At 70.3% G+C, this 18287-nt stretch carries 12 protein-coding genes; 3 read left to right on the forward strand and 9 right to left on the reverse strand.

What is annotated here, in order from left to right; translation table 11 throughout:
- Positions 1 to 123: 123 nt before the first annotated feature.
- On the forward strand, positions 124 to 1137 hold the full coding sequence (locus tag LXT21_RS39735; protein WP_256572384.1) for an Lnb N-terminal periplasmic domain-containing protein: 1014 nt from the start codon (positions 124 to 126) through the stop codon (positions 1135 to 1137).
- Here LXT21_RS39735 and LXT21_RS39740 read toward each other — a convergent pair.
- The 3 genes from LXT21_RS39740 to LXT21_RS39750 all read right to left on the reverse strand — a co-directional run bounded on the left by LXT21_RS39740 (position 1126) and on the right by LXT21_RS39750 (position 4278).
- Positions 1126 to 1875: a hypothetical protein gene (locus tag LXT21_RS39740; RefSeq protein WP_254043460.1), complete on the reverse strand. Its 750-nt coding sequence runs from the start codon at positions 1873 to 1875 to the stop codon at positions 1126 to 1128. The genes LXT21_RS39735 and LXT21_RS39740 overlap by 12 nt on opposite strands.
- Before the next feature lie 82 nt (positions 1876 to 1957).
- Complete coding sequence (locus LXT21_RS39745; protein ID WP_254043461.1) at positions 1958 to 2914, reverse strand: ketopantoate reductase family protein; 957 nt, start codon at positions 2912 to 2914, stop codon at positions 1958 to 1960.
- A gap of 56 nt (positions 2915 to 2970) precedes the next feature.
- On the reverse strand, positions 2971 to 4278 hold the full coding sequence (locus tag LXT21_RS39750) for a styrene monooxygenase/indole monooxygenase family protein (protein WP_254043462.1): 1308 nt from the start codon (positions 4276 to 4278) through the stop codon (positions 2971 to 2973).
- 240 nt (positions 4279 to 4518) lie between these two features.
- Between LXT21_RS39750 and LXT21_RS39755 the strand changes: the two genes are divergently transcribed.
- Entirely contained in the window at positions 4519 to 5529 is a 1011-nt protein-coding gene (locus tag LXT21_RS39755) for a nucleoside 2-deoxyribosyltransferase (RefSeq protein ID WP_254043463.1), read from the forward strand.
- Position 5530: 1 nt separating this feature from the next.
- Here the strand turns inward: LXT21_RS39755 and LXT21_RS39760 are convergent, their stop codons facing one another.
- The 3 genes from LXT21_RS39760 to dacB all read right to left on the reverse strand — a co-directional run bounded on the left by LXT21_RS39760 (position 5531) and on the right by dacB (position 10588).
- Positions 5531 to 6631: a D-TA family PLP-dependent enzyme gene (locus LXT21_RS39760; protein WP_254043464.1), complete on the reverse strand. Its 1101-nt coding sequence runs from the start codon at positions 6629 to 6631 to the stop codon at positions 5531 to 5533.
- 123 nt (positions 6632 to 6754) lie between these two features.
- A complete protein-coding gene (locus LXT21_RS39765) occupies positions 6755 to 8932 on the reverse strand; it encodes a prolyl oligopeptidase family serine peptidase (protein WP_254043465.1) in 2178 nt (725 codons plus the stop codon).
- Between the two features lie 168 nt (positions 8933 to 9100).
- Positions 9101 to 10588, reverse strand: a complete 1488-nt coding sequence (dacB, locus tag LXT21_RS39770; protein WP_254043466.1) for a D-alanyl-D-alanine carboxypeptidase/D-alanyl-D-alanine endopeptidase — start codon at positions 10586 to 10588, stop codon at positions 9101 to 9103.
- A 229-nt stretch (positions 10589 to 10817) separates the two neighbouring features.
- On the opposite strand from dacB, the gene LXT21_RS39775 reads away from it, so the two are divergent.
- On the forward strand, positions 10818 to 11732 hold the full coding sequence (locus tag LXT21_RS39775) for an SH3 domain-containing protein (RefSeq protein ID WP_254043467.1): 915 nt from the start codon (positions 10818 to 10820) through the stop codon (positions 11730 to 11732).
- Here the strand turns inward: LXT21_RS39775 and LXT21_RS39780 are convergent, their stop codons facing one another.
- The 3 genes from LXT21_RS39780 to LXT21_RS39790 form a co-directional block, all read right to left on the reverse strand.
- Positions 11733 to 13682 carry a sulfatase-like hydrolase/transferase gene (locus tag LXT21_RS39780; RefSeq protein ID WP_254043468.1) on the reverse strand — a complete coding sequence of 650 codons (1950 nt, stop codon included), beginning with the start codon at positions 13680 to 13682 and terminating at the stop codon, positions 11733 to 11735.
- Between the two features lie 215 nt (positions 13683 to 13897).
- Positions 13898 to 15985, reverse strand: coding sequence for a DUF4114 domain-containing protein (locus LXT21_RS39785; protein ID WP_254043469.1), 2088 nt, complete (start codon positions 15983 to 15985; stop codon positions 13898 to 13900).
- 186 nt (positions 15986 to 16171) lie between these two features.
- On the reverse strand, positions 16172 to 18253 hold the full coding sequence (locus tag LXT21_RS39790) for a DUF4114 domain-containing protein (RefSeq protein WP_254043470.1): 2082 nt from the start codon (positions 18251 to 18253) through the stop codon (positions 16172 to 16174).
- Between the last annotated feature and the right edge of the window lie 34 nt (positions 18254 to 18287).

The raw sequence follows: 18287 nt of genomic DNA on the forward strand, positions 1-18287 counted from the left end.
TCCCGGCTCTCATATGTCATCGCCGCGCGAAGTGATACCCGGGGGCAGGCGGCTTCTCCGGAGAACCGGGTGGACCCGACGGCCAGGGTGGCGGTGGACGGCGGGGCGAGGAATACTGGGGACATGCGATTCTCCTCGGGGGCCTTCAACGTCATCACCGCGCTCGTCGTCCTGGGCGGCACCGGCTGGGCCGCGCTCGCGCTCGCGCTGACGGGGGCCGGACCGGAGGGGCCGCATTGGGTGCGGGCCCTGGGGGCGCTGGTGGTGGCGGGGCTGGCCCTCTTCGCCTGGAAGGAGGGCTCCCGGCTGGGCGCGGTGGGTGTGGTGGTGGCGGCGAGCGCGGGCCTGCACTTCTGGGCCTTCTCCCACGCGCCGTCCAACCAGCGGGAGTGGGCGCCGGACCTGGCGCGGATGGCCCGGGCGGACGTGGAGGGCACCCGCGTGACGATTCACGACGTGCGCGACTTCCGCTACCGCAGCACGACGGACTGGGATGCGTCCTGGTACACGGCCACCTACGACGCGAAGGAGCTGACGGGGGCCTGGTTCATCGTCGAGCCGTTCTCCGGCTTCTACGGCGCCGCGCACACCATGGTGAGCTTCGGCTTCTCGGACGGGCGCTACGTCGTCTTCTCCGTGGAGGTGCGCCGCGAGAAGGGCGAGACGTTCTCCGCCGTGGGCGGCCTGTTCCGCCAGTTCGAGCTGGTCTACGTGGTGGGGGACGAGCGTGATTTGGTCCAGCTGCGCTCCAACCACCGCAAGGACGACGTGTATCTCTACCCGGTGAACGCGTCGAAGGAGCGCATCTCCGACTTCTTCCTGGACATGGTGGCGCGGATGAACGCGCTGCACGAGCACCCGGAGTTCTACAACTCCGTCTACAACAACTGCACCACCAACCTGGTGGGTCACTTCGAGAAGGTGAGCGCGCTGAAGGTGCCGTACGACCACCGCACGCTCCTGCCCGCCTTCTCCGACGAGCTCGCGTACGAGCTGGACCTCATCGACCGCGACGCGCCCCTGGCGGACGTGCGCGCCCGGCACCTCATCAACGCCCGGGCCCTGGAGGCCGCGGGGCAGGCCGACTTCTCGCAGCGCATCCGCGAGGGCGCGGCCCGCGCGAACTCAAGCCCCTGAGGCGGCCTTCATCTCCGGGGGCGGGGCGGGCGTCGTCAGGTGGCGCGCGTAGTGCGCCTCCAGCGTCGTGAAGTAGCCGCGCTCCTCCCAGAGGATGGCGAGCAGGCGCTCCGACAGCGACTTCACCTCGGTGCCCTCGCCCGGCTCGGGCGTGCGCGGACCGACGTCGCCGGGGTTTCGGAACACGCGCGTGGCCTCGGCCAGCAACACGCGGCTGCTCGCGAAGAGCCGGCGCAGGGCCTGGTTGATGGGCCGGGCGTCCACCTCCGCGCAGGCCGCCAGGATCGCCGCGTGCACCGCCACGGGCCGGTCGCCCTGCAGGCTCAGCGCGTCCAGGTCTCCCCGCTCCAGCGCGTGGTGCAGCAGGTAGCCGTGGTGCAGGGACACCGAGGCCACGTCCACGCAGTCCTTCACCCACAGCACGAAGAAGACCTTGCGGAACACCTTCTTCACCGGCAGCAGCATCAAGCCCTTGAGGTAGCTGGCCAGCCGTCCGCCCAACGTCCGCCCCAGGCTGGAGCCCGCCAGCGCCTCCACGGCCTGGGTCGACGCGCGCAGGCCGCGCTCCTCCAGGAGCGAGCGCACCAGCTGCTCGCGCACCTGGTAGAGCGCGTAGTCATCCAGGAATGGCACCGGGATGAGGGGCGTGAGCCCCGCGGCGACGGCGTGGAGCGCCACGCGCCCCAGGGGAGGCGACGACGGGGCACCGGGCGGTAGACGGGGGTTCGGCTCGCTCATCGCTCTCCTCTATGCGCGAAAGGGCGAATCATTGCATCCGGGCCGGTCACCGCGCCTGCTCGCCCGGGGGGCTGGCGGGATTTCAGCTCCGACGCGTGCCCTTCGCGTGCGGCAGCAACACGGAATACAGGGTGCTCATCACCGGGGTGGGGACGCCGAGCGCATGGCCTCGCCGCGCGACCGTGCCCTGCAGGTACTCGACCTCCAGCGGCTTGCCCGCGTCGAAGTCCACCATCATCGAGGGACGTACCTCCGGGGGGACGCCGTCCATGTAGTTCAGCACGTCGTCCGGCCGCGTGGTCGTGGACACACCCTCGGCGGCGGCGACGCGCAGCACCTCGGCGGCGGCCTCGCGGAACGTCTCCCGGAAGAAGGGGCCCTCTCTCAGCGGCCCCACCGTGCTCCTCGCGGCGGTACAGAAGCCCGCCATGGGGGCCAGGAACGCGAGCTTCTCCCAGAGCGGCGCGCGCGCGTCCGCTACCGCCTCCGCGTTGAGCCCCGCCTGGGCGAGCACGTCCCGCACGGCCTGCACCCGCCGAGAGACGCGCGACGTGTCGCCGAAGGCCTCGCCCAGCACGATGCGGTGCTGCGTGCCCGTCTGCTTGATGACGCCCGGCTCGCTGATGGCGGTGGAGATGTACGTGGTGCCGCCGATGACCGCCGCCTCGCCCACGGCCGCGGCGACCTCGGACGGACTGTCCACGCCGTTCTGCAGCGTGACGACCACCGCGGTGGCGCCCCCCAGCGCGGGCTCCTGGGACGCGGCCAGCAGCGTCTTCACCTGGGGCAGCACGCTGGCGACGTCGTAGTTCTTCACGCCCAGGATGACCACGTCCACGGGACCCAGGCGGGCGGCGTCCTCCTCGGCGCGCACGGGGACGGTGAAGTCCCCCTCGGGGCTGAGGATGGTCAGGCCCTTCCGCCGCAGGGCGGCCAGGTGCGCCCCCCGCGCGAGGAAGCCCACCTCATGGTCCGCGCGAACCAGCCGCGCGCCGTAGTAGCCGCCCACTCCTCCCGAACCGACGATGGCGAATCGCATGGTCCGGGAGGATAGCGAAGGCCCGCGCCCGCGCCACGACGCTTTCTGGGCGTCGCTCAGCCCGCCAGCGGCCGGATGCGCGTGCCCGTGTCCCAGCCCAGCGCGCCCGTGGCCGCCAGCACCTCGGCGCTCGGACGGCCCGCGTTCATCACGAACTCCGCGGTGGCCTCGGGAGAGGCGCACGCGCCCAGGATGCGCTCGGGAATCATGAACGCGGTGGCGATGGCGTCCGCCACGCGGCTGTCGCGGCTGCCCGCCACCAGCAGGTCGATGACGTGCGGCGGAGGCGGCTCGAGCAGCGCGTTGGTCCATGTCGTGGCCGGCGCCACGGCGGTCCACATCCGGGCCTCGGTGTCTCGGCAGAACGTCTCGTCGAAGGGGCGCTCCGACAACAGCGTGTCGTGGATGGCCACCGCCAGCGTGAAGGCGGACGCGGAGGCCGCGTTGGCGCCCTGGCCCGCGATGGGATCATTCGTCACGTGCGTGTCGCCCACCGCCATCACATAGCGGCCCTCGCCCAGCTCGGCCCACGCGCGGCGCACCGTCGGCGTGAAGCCGCCCTGCAGGAAGTCCAACGGACCGCGCACGCCGAACTCCGTCGGGTCGATGCGCTCGTACGTCGCGGGCGCGTGGCGGCGCATGATGTCCAGCAGGCCCACGTCGAACGCGGCCGGGTCGTCGTCGCGCTTGCGGGAGATGAGCGCCGCCAGCTCCGTGCCGGGAATCGCCTCGATGAGCGTGCTGGGCACGCGGCCCTGTCGGGTGATCATCTGCGACTCGAAGACCTCGCCCTGGCCGGGCACCAGGTTGGCGTGCATTCCGAGCGGCTCCGGCATGCGCAGGCCCTTGAGGATGGCCGCGAACAACACCCGCGGAGGCTTCGTGTGCGGGGACAGCTCCGGCACGCGCGGGAACAGCGCGTTGAGGCCGTGGCGCCCGGTGGCCACCACCACCAGCGTGTGCCGCCTCGACAGCGCCTCCAGCTCCTTGGCGTCCACCGGGCGGACCTCCAGGTGGCCCCCGCGCTCCACGAAGGCCTCGGCGAGGCGCGGCTGGTACAGCCGGTAGTCCACGCACAGGCTGGGCTCGGCCACCCGGCCCCACAGGCTGATGAGCTGGGGCCCGTGCACGTGGATGGCGCAGCGGTTCATCGCCAGCTCCGGCGCGCCCCAGAAGTCCACCCACATCTCCCGCTCGCGCGTCCGCGTGGGCGCGTGGTGCGTCACCGTGTTCATCAGGCGACCCGCGCGCAGCGCGTCCGGCTCCTGCTCCGCGTAGATGCTGACCGAGATGCCCTGCGAGAGAAGCTTCAGACCCAGGTGCAGACCGGCAGTGCCGGCGCCGACGATACCGATGCTCGCCATCTGTCTCTCCTTCACTTTTCCCGAGCCGGAAAAATCAGGGTCGGGAAGGCCCCCCCAGGGGATGTGGGGTTCCCCGGGTGTTCCGAGGTACGCAGGGCTCCATATCACAATGCGAATGGAGTTCTTCAGATTGGACATACCCAGAGTCTTAGAGTTGAGGGGGTCCGGGTGGCCTCGTTGGCGAATGGACCGTTGGGTCGGACTTTGGGCCAGCCCGCCCGGAGCCCTACAGTCCGAGGGATGAGCGCGGCTCTCGACGTGGTGCTGGAAGTGGGGGACGTCACCGAGGCGACGGCCGACGTCGTCTTGTTCAAATTTGCACAGAGGTTGTACGGCGCGGCGGGAGTGGCGGCGCGGCGGCTGGAGGTGGTGGGCGTGCCGCCGGCGCAGGTGGAGGTGATGCCCGGGGAGCACCGCTTCCTGGAGTCGCACGGCGCCCTGGGCTCGCCGCTGGCGCTCTTCATCGGCACGGTGCGGCTGGGCGAGTTCGGCTACCACGAGATCCGCCAGTTCGCGCCGCGCGCGCTCAAGGCCCTGGAGTCCAAGCCCGGGATCAAGCACGTGGCGAGCACGGTGCACGGCCCCAACTACGGGCTGGACGAGGACGAGGCGGTGCTCGCCTTCGTGGGCGGGCTCATCGAGGCGTTCCAGCGAGGCTCGGGGCCCAAGGGACTGGAGCGCTTCACGGTGGTGGAGCAGGACGAGCGGCGCGCGCTGCGGCTGCGCAGAGCGCTGGAGCGCGGGCTGGGTGGCACGCCCGGGGTGGAGCCGCTGCCCGGTGGAGGCTTCCGGGTGCGCCGGGAGCGCGGCTTCGTGCAGGCGCCCCCCATGGCGAGCGCGGGCATGGTGTCCATGACGAAGCCGCACGCCTTCGTGGCGATGCCCTTCACTCCGGAGCTGGAGGACACGTTCCACTACGGCATCCAGGGGCCGGTGAAGGCCGCGGGCATGCTGTGCGAGCGCGTGGACCAGGCCGTGTTCGACGGGCCCATCATCCAGCGCATCAAGGAGCGCATCGACACGGCGAAGGTCGTCATCGCGGACCTGTCGCTGGCCAACCCCAACGTGTACCTGGAGGTCGGCTACGCGTGGGGCAAGGGGCGGCCCACGCTGCTGCTGGTGCGCGACGTGCGCGAGCTGCGCTTCGATGTCGCGTCGTACCGCTGCATCGTCTACCGGAACATCCGCGAGCTGGAGACGCTGCTGACGCGGGAGCTGGAGCGGCTGGACGCGGTGCGCGTGACGGGCTGATTCACCAGCCTCGCGCGGCGACCTCCCAGGTCTCCGTCACGGTGTCCCCGCGCAGGACGTGCAGCCGCTCGTGCAGGTTGACGGCGGCGCAGACGTGGTTGGGCACCACGCGCACGCGCTCGCCCACGCGCGGTCGCCAGGGCGTGGACGAGACGTCGAGCAGGCCGTGCTCCTCGGAGACGGAGCGCACCACCAGCTCCGGCTTGTCCAGCAGCGCGCCGTAGCCTCCCGAGGGCGCGAGCCCCTCCTCCTTGGCCAGGGCCTTGGAGCCCGCGTCGATCACCACCTGTCCGGGCACGGCGGTGCTCACCACGGTGGCGAGCACTGAGAAGGCGCAGTCGCGCCACGCGCACGCGCCCAGCGAGGCGGTGTTGCGGTCATTGAGCACGTTGATGCCGGGGCGTATCTCCGTCAGGCCCGGCACCTCGTGCGAGCGCCACAGCATGGGCGTGGAGCCGCCGCTGACCACCTCGGGCTTCAGCCCCACGGCCGACAGCGCGTCCAGGAAGGCGCCCAGCCGCGCGCGCTGGTCCGCGAGCGCCGCGTCCTGCTGCTCCACCGGCGCGCGCACGTGGCCCGGATAGAAGATGACGCCGCGATACGCTACGGACGTCGTGTCCGCCACCGCGCGCGCCAGCGTCACCGCGTCCGCCGGCGTCTGCACGCCCACGCGCCGCATGCCCAGGTCCAACTCCACCAGCACGCCCACGGTGCGCCCGGCCTCTCGTGCCGCGCGGCCGAGTCCGTCGAGCGCCTCGGTGGAGTCGAGCGCCACGGTGAGGCGCGTGCGCGCGGGCAGGGCCATCAGCCGCGACAGACGCGCGGGGCCCACGGGCGGGTAGGCGAGGAGCACGTCGTCGGCGACGGTGGCCATGACCTCGGCCTCTCGCACGGTGGCCACGGTGGCGCCCATGGCCCCCGAGGCGAGCTGCAGCCGCGCGAGCTCCACCGTCTTGTGCGTCTTCGTGTGCGGCCGCCAGTGGAGCGCGTGCCCGCGCGTGTAGTCCGCCACGCGGCGCAGGTTGGCTTCCACGCGGTCCAGGTCCACGAGGGCGGCGGGCGTGGTGAGGGCTTCGAGCGGGGTGGGGGACATGCCGCGCATGGTGACACGCGCCGCCGGGGCCACTCCAGGCGCGCGTGTCCCCCGGACGTGACGAGGCCCGCGCACGTGTCCGGGAGGACAATCCCGGACCCGCGGCGGGCCCCGTGTGTGACGACGCAGGGGTTACTGCGGCTTCGGCGCGGCCACCTTCTTCGCGGGCGGCAGGTACCTCACGCCCAGCTGGCTGAAGATGAACGAGTACGCGTCCACCTCCTCCTCGATGCGCGCGTTGAGCGGCGTGCCGGCGCCGTGGCCCGTCTCCGCGTCCGCGCGCAGCAGGATGGGGTTCTTCGTCGACGTGGCCGTCTGCATCCGCGCCACCATCTTGCGCGAGTGGAACGGGTCCACGCGCGGATCATTGGCGCCGGAGGTGAAGAGCACGGACGGGTACTTCGCGCCGTCCTTCACGTTGTGCACCGGCGAGTAGGCCAGGAGCGCCTTGAACTGCTCGGGGTCCTTCACCGAGCCGTACTCGGTGACGTTGAACTGGCCGTTGGACGTGCGCTCCGAGCGCAGCATGTCGTAGAGGCCCACGCGGGCCACCACGGCGCCGTACGCCTCCGGGTGCTGCGTGACGACGGCGCCCATGAGCAGGCCGCCGTTGCTGCCGCCCTGGATGGCCAGCTTCTTGGGCTGCGTGTACTTCTGGTCCACCAGCAGCTTCGCGCACGCGTAGAAGTCGTCGAACACGTTCTGCTTCTTCGTCAGCGAGCCCTCGGCGTGCCACTTCTCGCCGAACTCCGAGCCGCCGCGCAGGTTGGCCACCGCGAAGACGCCGCCCTGCTCCAGCCACAGGCCCGCCAGCGCGTTGAAGCCCGGGGAGATGGAGATGTTGAAGCCGCCGTAGCCGGTGAGCAGCGTCGGGTTCTTCCCGTCCAGCTTCGTGCCCTTCTTCTTCAGGATGGAGAGCGGGACCTTGGTGCCGTCCTTGGACGTGGCCTCGGTGCGCACCACCTCCACGTCGCTCATGTCCAGCGGGGACGTCTTCGCGAGCGCCGTCTTCGTCACCTGGCCGTCCTTGGCGGAGAAGCGGTACCAGGCCTGCGGCTGCACGAAGCTGACGTTGCTGAAGTACACGTCGTCACCCCCCGCGCTCACCAAGCCGCCGGTGGAGGACACGGGAGGCGTGGGCACCAGGCCCAGGTCCTTGCCCTTCAGGTCGACGATGCGGACCTGCGACGGGCCACCCAACTGCTCGTTGATGTACAGGCGCGTCTTCGCGGGGAAGAAGCCCTGGATGCTGGCTTCGCCCTCGGGCACCAGCACCGTGGCCTTGTCCAGCGTCGGCGTGGCCAGCGGCAGGCGCAGCACCTTGCCGCGCGGCGCGTCCTGGCGACTGAGCAGGTACAGGGCGCCGTCGTGGCCGAAGCGGCTGCGGATGACCTTGTCCGCGAACTTCGTCACCTGCGCCCACTTCCCGTCGGGGCCGTGCAGGTAGAGCATGTACTCGCCGCCGTCGCCGTTGGCGACCATGGCCGCGATGTGCTTGCCGTCCGGAGACGTCTCCAGCTCCGTCATGGCGATGCGCGGGAAGTCCTTGCCCAGCGCGTACGTGTCCTGCTCGGTGGGCGTGCCCAGCTTGTGGAAGTAGACCTGCTGGAAGAAGTCGCGGTCCTCGGCCGGGCGCTCCTCGCCGCGCGGATAGCGCGTGTAGAAGAAGCCCGTCCCGTCCGCGTTCCACGCGAGCCCGCCGCCGGCCGTGCCGCCATTCACGCGCGGCACCACCTCGTTGGGCACGGGCTTGCCGGTGGCCACGTCATAGACGGAGACGTCGCCGCTCTCCGTGCCGTTCTTCGACAGCGACACCGCCAGCTTCTTGCCGTCCAGCGTGGGCTCGAAGAAGTCGATGGTGGTGTGGCCCTTGGGGTCCAGCACCATGGGGTCCAGGAGCACGCGCTCCTTCGACGGGTCGTCCACGGAGCCGAGCACCGCCAGGTACGGCTGCTGCCGCGGCGGCTGGAACTTGATGACGAAGAGCGTGCCACCCGCCTCGGTCAGCGCGCCGTAGCCCGGGGACCTCCACCCGAGCAGCTCGGTGATGCGCTGGCGCAGCGGCTCACGGCCGGGCAGCTTGTCGAGGATGGCGCGCGTGTGGGCGTTCTGCCCGTCGTTCCACTGCTTCACCTTCGCGTCGTCGGTGGCCTCCAGCCACTGGTACGGGTCCTTGACCTCCGTGCCGTGGTAGGTGTCGACGACGTCCTTCTTCTCCGTGGCGGGCGGCTTGGAGGGGCCCTTGGCCGCGGCCAGGGACGCCAGGGGCAGCATCAGCGCCGCCGCGGCCATCGCGGTTCTCAGCTTCATGTTCACACCTCGGAAGGGGGATTTGGCGGGGCGCAGCCTGCCATGTCCTCCCACCTCCTGGGGCGGGTTCCCGACAGGGGAATGCCGCGAGGGGCCGGGTGTTGCCTCGGATTGCCTCCAGGCGCGCGGCGCGTCAAGCGCGCCGGGAATATCCGCGCAGCCTGTCTTCTACGGCGCGCGCAGGGGCAGCTCCACGAGGGCCGCGGCGAAGCGGTCGAACGCCTCGTTGGCGGGCAGCGCGGTGGCCTCGTCCATGTTGCCCAGCATCAGCGCGAAGACGACGCGCGGGTGCTCGGCATCTCCGGGCCGGTCCACCACGCCCGCGAAGCACTTCTGTCCGGACAGCGTGCCCGTCTTGGCGCGGATGCGGCCCGCGGTGATGGGCGTCACCGGGCGGTTGGCGAGGGTGCCGTCGACGCCCGCCACGGGCAGGCTGTCCACCAACGCCGCGCCATAGGGCTCGCGCAGGCTGGTGAAGAGCACGCGCGCCAGTCCTCGCGCGGTGGCCAGGTTGTAGCGCGACAGGCCGCTGCCATCGACGGGGCGCAAGTCGCGGGCGGGGATGCCTCGGCGGGTGAGCTCCTCGGCGAGCGCGGTGCGCAGGTTCGCGTAGCCCTCCACGCCGCCGCGCTCACGGGCGAAGCGCAGGCCCAGCCGCTCCGCGTAGAGGTTGAGTGACTCCTTGTTGGTGACCTTCACCAGCTCGGACAGGGGCGGGCTCGCCAGGGTGACGAGCGGCTCGGGGATGGGCGGACGCAAGGGGGCGGGGGCCTCCAGCGTGGAGGGCAGGCGCGGCACGCCTCGCTTGAGCAGGGCCTCCTCGACGCACGCGGCGAACAGCACCTGGGGCTCGTCCACGGAGAGCCGCACGTTGGCCGTGCGCGGACACTGGTTGACGGGCGAGCGCCACACACAGCGCACGCCGGGCGCGCCGCGCTGACGGGTGCAGGAGAGGTTGGCGCGCTCGGCGTTCGGGTCCACGCGGACGACGGTGGAGAGCGTGGCGAAGGCGGGCGTGAGCTGGACGTGGGGCGGGAGCGCGCAGTCCGCGCCCTCGGGGCGGGAGAGCGCGAGGTCCACCACGTTCTCGCGGAAGACGAAGGGCGTGGGCGCCGCGCTGTAGGCGTACGCGACATCATCCCAGGCCCAGCCGGGGCCGAAGGGCACGTCGTCGTCGATGCCGCGCACGCGCACCTGGCCCTTCCACTGGCGCACACCCTTCGCCTGGAGCGCGTCGGCCACCTGCTCACACGCGAGCGCCGTCTCGGGGAAGCGCCACGAGCCCAGGGACGGGTCTCCCGACGAGTCCACCACGAGGTCGCCGAGGAACAGCCCGTTGGTCAGCGTCCCCTCCAGCGTCACCGGGGTCTGGAAGCGATAGTCCGCGCCCAGGGCGGAGAGGACGGACGCGGTGGAGACGACCTTCATCGTCGACGCGGGCAACAGCCGCACGTGCTCCCGGTGGGCATACAGCGGCTCGCCCGTGGTCGCGTCCAACACGAAGGCGCTCGCCAGCGCGCCCTCGTCCTCCAGCGTGGCGAACAGCGAAGTCGCCACCGAATTCACGGTGGGCGTCGCGGGGTGTTGGGCGTGACGACAGCCGACGGGCAGGGCGGCGGCGGCCAGGACGAGACAGAGGGAGAGTGCGCGGCTCATCACGGGCGCCACGCTAACGCCCACGACCTGGGGTGTCATGTGGCGCGAGGGCTCGCGCGGGTGGATGCGGCACCCCGGTCGTCCGGTATGCGACCCGGCCCGGTGACCTGTCGGGTTCCCATCGGGCGGGCGTCTCCGGGGGGCGCCGTGGACCCGCCGGAGGGCGTGCGCGCGGGATGTCGTGGACAGGTTACGCTCGGGCGCTCGACCCCCGACGGTGCCCACGCTCATGTCCTCCGCCCTGTTGCTGTCGCTGCTCCTGTCCCAGACGGAAGTGCCCACGCTCAGCTACACCGCGACCCAGCAGGAGGAGAGCAAGCCGCGAGAGCTCGAGCAGTTCGAGTTCACGACCTTCGCGCCCTCGAAGAAGGCGGACCTCTTCGTGGGCGTGGATGAGGCGAACCTGCGCAAGTCGCCCTCGTCGGACGCGGCGGTGGTGACCACGCTACCCCTGGGCGCGGCCGTGCGCGTGCTCGCGCGTGGCGAGGAGCGGCTCAAGGTGGGCGAGTACGTCAACCACTGGTACTCGGTGGAGTACCGGGACGCGAAGGGCGGTGACGCCGTCCAGGGGTGGCTCTTCGGCAACACGCTGACGCCATTCCGCTTCGAGGAGGACTTCGACGGCGATGGCGAGAAGGAGATCGCCACCGTGGTGATGAGCAACGACTTCAAGATTCGCGTCCGCATCCTGGAGCCGGGCGTGAAGCCGCCTCGTCGCGTCAGCAGCGCGGATGCGCGTACGGCGGGTGGTGCGTACCTGAGCGTGGACGGCGGCCCGGCGCAGGTGCGCCTCATCCCCTCGAAGACGGCGGGCCTGGTCCTGCTCCAGGTGGACTCCAGGCCCGAGGCCTGTGGCGACTACCTCATGTCGTACGTGAGCTATACGGTGCCCGGGAACAAGAAGGGGGTCCTCGGCAAGGCGAAGCTGGCGTTCGAGGCGGCGGGGCTCTCCGACCCGCCGGTGCACTCGTCGATCGAGGTCTCCTTCCAGCCGCGAAAGAAGGAACTCACCCTCACGCGCACCAACTCCGATGAGGGCGAGGACGGCGCCGAGCAGTCGACGAAGGAGGTCACCCGCTACCGGCTCGAGGACGGCGTCTACGCCGAGCAGAAGCCGGTGGGTGCCGCCGCCGCGTCCGAGTGACTACTTCGAGGCCGGCCAGGGCGACAGCTTCTCCGCCTCGTACTTCGTGAGCAGCGCTTGCGTCTGGCGCGCGGCGGACTCGACCTCCTCGGGTGAGAGCCCGGGGGGCAGCTTCGGGACCAGCGTGGGGAACGGGCCGTCGAAGACGAGCAGGTTCTCCAGCTCCAGCGCGTCGTTCTGCAGGTCGTACAGCTCCCACTGGTCCGCGTGCTCGCCCGACGGGTCGAACGTCCGCGACAGCTTCCAGCGCGGCGTGCGCACGCAGCGCACATGGTTGGGCTGGCACACCGGCCCCGGCGCGAGCCACGGCAGGTGCCCCGCGCGCGTGGTGCCGTCCCTCAGCGCCTCCACCGAGCGCACGAACACCGAGTAGATGGCCTCGTCGTGCAGCTGGTGCGGGTCGCCGGTGCGCGGCAGGGGCTCGGTGATTTCGTCATCCGTGATGAAGAGCACGCCCTGGCGAGGCGTCCCGTCCTGCTCCGTCACCGTGTCCGCCTGGCCCTGCACCAGCGGGCTCAGGTCCGCGCCGACGAACGGCGGCACCGGGTGATGCAGGCGCAGGTCCGTGCGGATGGCGTCGATCTCACCCGAGGACAGGCCCGCGAGGCCCAGCAGCGTGGGCAACACGTCCACGTGGCTGGTGAGCGCCTCGTGCTGCCGCGTCTGGGGGCGCTCCTTCTCCACGGGCATCCGCACGACGAGCGGCACGTGCAGCGCCTCCTGATAGGCGGTGTGCCACTTCTCCATCATGTAGCCGTGGGAGCCGGCGTACTCGCCGTGGTCCGAGAGGAAGACGACGATGGTGCTCTTCGCCAGCCCGCATTCGTCGAGCGTGCGCAGGACGCGCTCGATGTGGCCGTCCACCAGGTGGATGAGCCAGGTGTAATACTGGTTGAAGCGCAGCGTGGACACGTCCGGCGCGGCGGTGAGCTGGAAGGGGATGCCCGAGTTGAGCGTGACGGCGACGGGGTCGATGCCCTCCTTCGCCTGGTGCATGGCGAGCCCCGTCTTCGCCGCCAGCGCGAGCCCCATCTTGTACGCGTAGTCGCGCTGACAGCTCGGCTTGTTCGCGAGCGAGTCGTGCACGTTGGGCGGCAGGTGCGAGTTCTCTTGCGGGAAGCCCATCGGATTGAGCGGGAGCGTCCAACTGCCCGCGATGGGCGTCGCGGATTGGCTGTGTTGACCGGGCACGAGCAGGGGCCCCAGGGGCCGCGCGTCCGGGTCCATCTGTCGGGGGAGGATGGGATACGTCGCGATGTCGTGCGGGTTGGTGAACGACGCGACGGCGAACCATGGCTGCGGCGTCGTGGACGGGCCGTCGGCCAGCGGCGCCGCATAGGCCTGCTCGGACAGCGCGCGGTTGTAGGGCTGACCCAGGCCCATCCTGCGAAGGAAGGTGCACGCGAGGTCGGCGAAGCCCACGTCGCGGAAGGTGCCCAGGTTGTTGACCGAGGAGCCGTGGGGCTCCGGATACGACAGCTCCCAGTCGTCGAAGCCGAGCCGCTTCAGCGAGTGCTCGGGCGGATTGGCGAAGTGACACTTGCCGAAGTAGTGCGTGTGATAGCCGGCCTTCTGGAACCAGTGGCCGATGGTGGGGATCCCCTCCGGCACCAGCCACGGGAAGGCCGCCGCGTCGCCGCTCTTGAACAGGCCGTCCGTCTGGGTGACGCCGGTGCGGGTGCCGTACTGCCCTGTGTAGATGGCGGCGCGGCTGGGGATGCAGGCCGAGGCGGCGATGGTGTGGTTGCGGAAGATGGACGCGTTGCGCCGCAGCGCCGCGAAGCCCGGGAAGAACTTCCGATAGGGATTGTCCTCGCCGCCTTCGTCGATGAACCCCAGGAGGTCCTTGATGGCTGGAAGGAATCCTCCGCCCGGGCCGTACGCGAAGCGCGGGAACATGAGCTGGTCCACCGTCAGCAGCAGGATGTTGGGGCGTGTGGGCTGGTCCATCCCGACAGGGATTGCAGCCACCGTGCCCGGTTGTCCGGGCGCACGTGTCTTCTCGGGGAGGCCGCCGCGTCGAAGCACCGCCGCGCGTGGCGATGGAACGCGTCTGCGTTCACCACGGACGCGGAGGGCATGTCTGGGGTGGGGATGACCTCTGGAGGATCCAGGAGTCGGAGCCGCGTCGTGCCTCGACTCCTGGGCCGTGCGTCATGTCCGCGTCACGGCGAGCGCGTCATCTCGAAGCCGATGTCGACCTGGAGGACCTCTGGCTGACACAAGAAGTCACGCGTGTTGAGCGACGCCTGCCAGCACAGGCTGCGCCCTCCGAATGGCGAGACGTCCACGACCGCCTCCGACGCGCCATCGGCCAGGGGGACCTGAATCCAGGTGGGCGTGGGGTTGGGGAAGCAGAGGCCCGCCGTGCATATCTCGCAGTCGGACGCGATGGCGTAGCGGGTGGAGGCCTCGCTCGTGGGGGAGCAGATGGGGCCCGTCAACTCCTGCCGGGCCACCCGCACGCGAGAGAAGGTGCAACGCGGGTCCAGGTCCGGATGCATTCCAGGCAGTGGCGCCGTGCGCGCGAGCCCCGAGGGGTCTGTCTGCAACAGGAACACGACGTCGGAGAAGTCGCGGTCTCCGCCACCGTTGAGGTCCTCCCAGCCCAGCAGCCAGCGGTTGGGGTGGTCGGGTGACGACGCCACGGCCAGGTGCGGCGTGGCGCCATGGGACGAGGGGGGCACCCGGAGGGGCGCGTCAGGCAGCGTGATGGCGCCGTAATCGGGCCGCGCCAGCTGGGCCTGCGCCGTGGCATCCAGCCAGCCACATCGCTGCTGGGTGCTTCCTGGCAGGGTGCACGCTCCGCCCCCTTCGGGGTAGGCGTGATCGCAGACGTCGCGGTAGGCACAGCCCTGGTGGAACTCGGCGACGGTGCCTCGCGTGTCGATGTCCAGGTTCCAGGCGGACTTGGAGAAGAACACGGAGATGGGCGTCTGGAGGAAGAGGGTGCACTGGCCACTCGTCGACCGCTTCAGACAGGGGAAGGTCACACCGCTCGATGCGGGACTGTGAACGCTCGGGTTGTAGGTGACGAGGAAGAAGATGACCTCTCGCTGCCCGTCGATGGCGCCCACCGTCACCCTCCGGTCCCGGAGCGTGATGCCGGGGTCGGGGTTCAGCGGGTTCGGAAGGCCCTGGGGCGTGTAGGCAGAGACGTCGTAGTCGAGGATGCCGTCCGGCGCGGCGGTGCGCGTGTCCGAGACGGGTCCCATCATGAGGAAGGTGTTGAAGTCCGTGTCGTCGTCGGTGATGAGGACGGGGAGTCTGCCCAGCCCCTTGAAGTTGTTCTCCGCGACCGCCGGCTCGAGCAGGTTGGGGATGTACGGGAAGCGTCCCCGGTCCGAGTGGTGGATCGAGGAGTAGGTGCCGTAGAGCTTGCCCACGATGTCCGAGGGGTAGAGGGTGCCCGCCCTGCCCGGACGGGGATCCGCCACGTTCTCGCGACGGAAGGCGGACTGGCAACTCGAGTCCATCCCGAGGTCGGGGGTGCTGTACATGAGGCCCCCGGAGGTGAAGGGCCGCGAGCACCGTCGTGACAGTCCGATGTAGGGCCGGGCCTGCGCACCCGCCGTGGGCGCGAGGTTGTAGAGGTCCTCGTGCAGGTCCGCGATGCCATTGCGGTTCGAGTCGAGCAGCACGTCGTTGGCCCCGACGTAGCCGCGCGCCACGAGCTCATCGTGGTACATCCACCCCAGCGTGTGGCCGGCGTCGGCGCTCGTGCGCACCAGCTGGAGCGACAGGAACACCGGCTCCTCGAAGATGATGCGCTCGGCGTTCAGCGTCGTGGGGGTCGGCGCGAGTCGCAGGGTCGCACCTGCCGAGACGGTGACGTCGCGCAGGTCGCTGAACTGTGGGAGCGCGAACGGCTGCTGATGGTTGAGGTGCAGGTTGCTGACCTCGAAGGTGAAGGCCGCCTCCGTGGTGAGGCCCTGTGCGTTGGTGACGACCACCTTCACTGGCGCGCTCTGGGGAGGAAGGCAGTCCGGTGCGGTCCAGACAATCTGGCTGCTGTCGGGGCCGTGGATGGGCGGGGACAGGGAGCCGTCGGTGGCGGTCCACGTGAAGCTGAGCGGCGAGCCCTGTGGGTCGCTCGCGGTGACGAAGAGCTCGGATGAAGCACGCCACGGCAGTCGGGGAGCGGATGGGTGGGTGCTCTCGATGCGAGGTGGCAGCGGCGGCGCGGAGTTCGCGGCGGAGGTGAACAGCAGACAGCCCAAAGACATCCACTTCAGGAAGGGGCGGGTTTTCATGTACAGGTGGGTCCTGGGTGGCCGCGTGGTTCGGCTCACGCGGTGGCGGTGCCTCCGGCCGGAACCGGAGGCAGTCCCAGGATGCATGGATTTCGTTAAGAAATTCTTAAGCAGGTCTGGCGGGTCCCCGTCTGGGGAAGACCCGGGAGGCCATGTGCGACCCCCGGGCCATGCTTCACTTTGACGTCACGGCGTGCGCGTCAGCTCGTAGCCGATGTTGACGTTGAGGACCTGAGGTTGGCACAGGAAGTCGCGCGTGCCCATCGCCACCTGCCAGCACAGGCTCTGGCCCTGGAATGCCCTGACATCCATCACCGTCTCGGACATGCCCGGCGCCAAAGGCGCGTTCAACCAGGTGGCGCTGGGGTTGGGGAAACAGGTTCCGTCCGCACAGGAGAGGCACTCCGGGGAGATGGCATAGCGGGCGAAGTTCTCGCTCGTGGGAGTGCACGTGGGGCTGAACACATCCGACTTGCCCACCCTCACGCGCGAGACGAAGCAACGCGGATCCAGGTCCTGAGGCAGCGCAGTGATTGACGTCGAGCGCGCGAACCCGGAGGGCTCGGCCTGCAACAGGAACACGGCATTGGCGAAGTCCCGGTCTCCGCCGCCATTGAGGTCCTCCCAGCCCAAGAGCCACCGCTGCGGGAAGGCGGGCGACGAGGCCACGACCATGTGCGGCATGGCGCCGTTCGACGAGGCCGGGACGAAGAGGCGCTCCGCCGGCAGGACGATGTTCCCGTACTCGGGCCGGCGCAGCATCGTCTGCGCCTGTGCATCCAGCCAGCCACACAGCCGTTGGGTGGTTCCCGGCAGCGAGCAGGAGGTGCCGCTGTTGTTGGGGGCGGCGCGGTTGCAGGTGTCGCGGAAGGTGCAGCCCTGGGCGAACTCGGCCGCGGGGCTGGTGCCACGCACATCCATGTCCATGTTCCACGACGCCTTGGAGAAGAACACGGAGACGGGCGTCTCGAGGAACAGCTCGCACCTGCCATCCGCCGCCTTCTTCAGACAGGGGAACGTGAGGCCCGCGTCGCGGGGATTGTGGATGCCCTCGAAGTAGGTGACGAGGAAGAACACGATTTCACGCCGAGGGTCGATGGTCCCCATCGCCACCTTCCTGTCCCGCGCCGTGATGCCGGGGTCGGGGTTCTGCGAGCGCAGCACGCCCTCCGGCGTGTACGCGGAGACGTCGTAGTCGGGGATGCCATCCGGAGTCGTGAGGCGCATGTCCTGGACCGGCCCCATCTGGTTGTAGGTGGCGCCGTCCTCGTCATCGTCGGTGATGAGGAAGGCGAGCCTGCCCAGGCCCTTGAAGTCGTTCTCCGGCAGGGCGGGCTCCAGCAGGTTGGGGATGCGCGGGTAGCGCCCGAGGTCCGAGAAGCCGTTCGGGTGGGCATCGGGGAGCCCGCGACCCACGACCTCCGTGAGGGTGCGGACACTTCCCTGGCCTGGGCGTGCATCGGCCAGCATCTCGCGGCGGAAGGTCGTCTGGCAGCCGGCGTTCATCGCGAGGCCCGGCTCGCTGTACATGAAGCCCCCCGAGAAGAACGACCGCGGGCAGCGTGGCCACAGGCCGATGTAGGGCCGTGCCTGGGGGCCGCTGGACGGCGCCAGGTTGTAGAGGTCCTCGTGGAGGTCGGCGATGCCATTGCCGTTGGTGTCGAGCAGCTCGTCATTGGGGCCGACGTAGCCACGCGCCACCAGCTCGTCGCGGTACATCCACCCCAACGTGTGGGTGCCACCCGCGTTCTTGCGCACCAGTTGGAGCGAGAGGGACACCGGCTCCTCGAAGACGATGCGCTCGGCGTTCAGGGGGATCTGCTTCGGCGTCAGCCACAGGGATTGGGGCGAGACGGAGATGCCGTGGAGCTCGCTGAACTGCGAGGGCTCGAACGGCTTCTGGTAGTCGACGTACAGGTCACCGCCGACGTTGAACGTGAAGGCCACCTCGGACGTGAGGCCGAATGCGTTGGTGACAGCCACCTTCACCGGCGCGCTGCTGGGAGGAAGGCAATCCGGCGCGGTCCAGGTGACCTCGCTCGTGGTGGCGCCGTGGACGGGCGGCGCCAGGACGCCCTCGGTGGAGGTCCACGTGAAGGTGAGCGGTGCGCCCTGTGGGTCGCTCGCCGTCACGCCGAGGACCGACGTGCTTCGCGACGGCACGTGCTCGGCGGATTGGGCGGTGCTCTCGATTCGAGGGGGGAGCAGCGCGAGCGAGGCCGGGTCCGCGTGGGCGCTCGTCGCGGCGAGGGACAACAGGCAGCCCAAGGCCATCCACCTTGGGAGCGGGCGTGATTGACGT

The sequence above is a fragment of the Myxococcus guangdongensis genome, assembly GCF_024198255.1.
GTDB classification, from domain to species: Bacteria; Myxococcota; Myxococcia; order Myxococcales; family Myxococcaceae; genus Myxococcus; species Myxococcus guangdongensis.

Coding starts and splice junctions, on each gene's coding strand:
- LXT21_RS39740 (WP_254043460.1), bottom strand. CDS start 1,875: ATGAGCGAGCCGAACCCCCGTCTACCGCCCGGTGCCCCGTCGTCGCCT.
- LXT21_RS39745 (WP_254043461.1), bottom strand. CDS start 2,914: ATGCGATTCGCCATCGTCGGTTCGGGAGGAGTGGGCGGCTACTACGGC.
- LXT21_RS39780 (WP_254043468.1), bottom strand. CDS start 13,682: ATGGACCAGCCCACACGCCCCAACATCCTGCTGCTGACGGTGGACCAG.
- LXT21_RS39750 (WP_254043462.1), bottom strand. CDS start 4,278: ATGGCGAGCATCGGTATCGTCGGCGCCGGCACTGCCGGTCTGCACCTG.
- LXT21_RS39775 (WP_254043467.1), top strand. CDS start 10,818: ATGTCCTCCGCCCTGTTGCTGTCGCTGCTCCTGTCCCAGACGGAAGTG.
- LXT21_RS39765 (WP_254043465.1), bottom strand. CDS start 8,932: ATGAAGCTGAGAACCGCGATGGCCGCGGCGGCGCTGATGCTGCCCCTG.
- dacB (WP_254043466.1), bottom strand. CDS start 10,588: ATGAGCCGCGCACTCTCCCTCTGTCTCGTCCTGGCCGCCGCCGCCCTG.
- LXT21_RS39760 (WP_254043464.1), bottom strand. CDS start 6,631: ATGCGCGGCATGTCCCCCACCCCGCTCGAAGCCCTCACCACGCCCGCC.
- LXT21_RS39755 (WP_254043463.1), top strand. CDS start 4,519: ATGAGCGCGGCTCTCGACGTGGTGCTGGAAGTGGGGGACGTCACCGAG.
- LXT21_RS39735 (WP_256572384.1), top strand. CDS start 124: ATGCGATTCTCCTCGGGGGCCTTCAACGTCATCACCGCGCTCGTCGTC.
- LXT21_RS39785 (WP_254043469.1), bottom strand. CDS start 15,985: ATGAAAACCCGCCCCTTCCTGAAGTGGATGTCTTTGGGCTGTCTGCTG.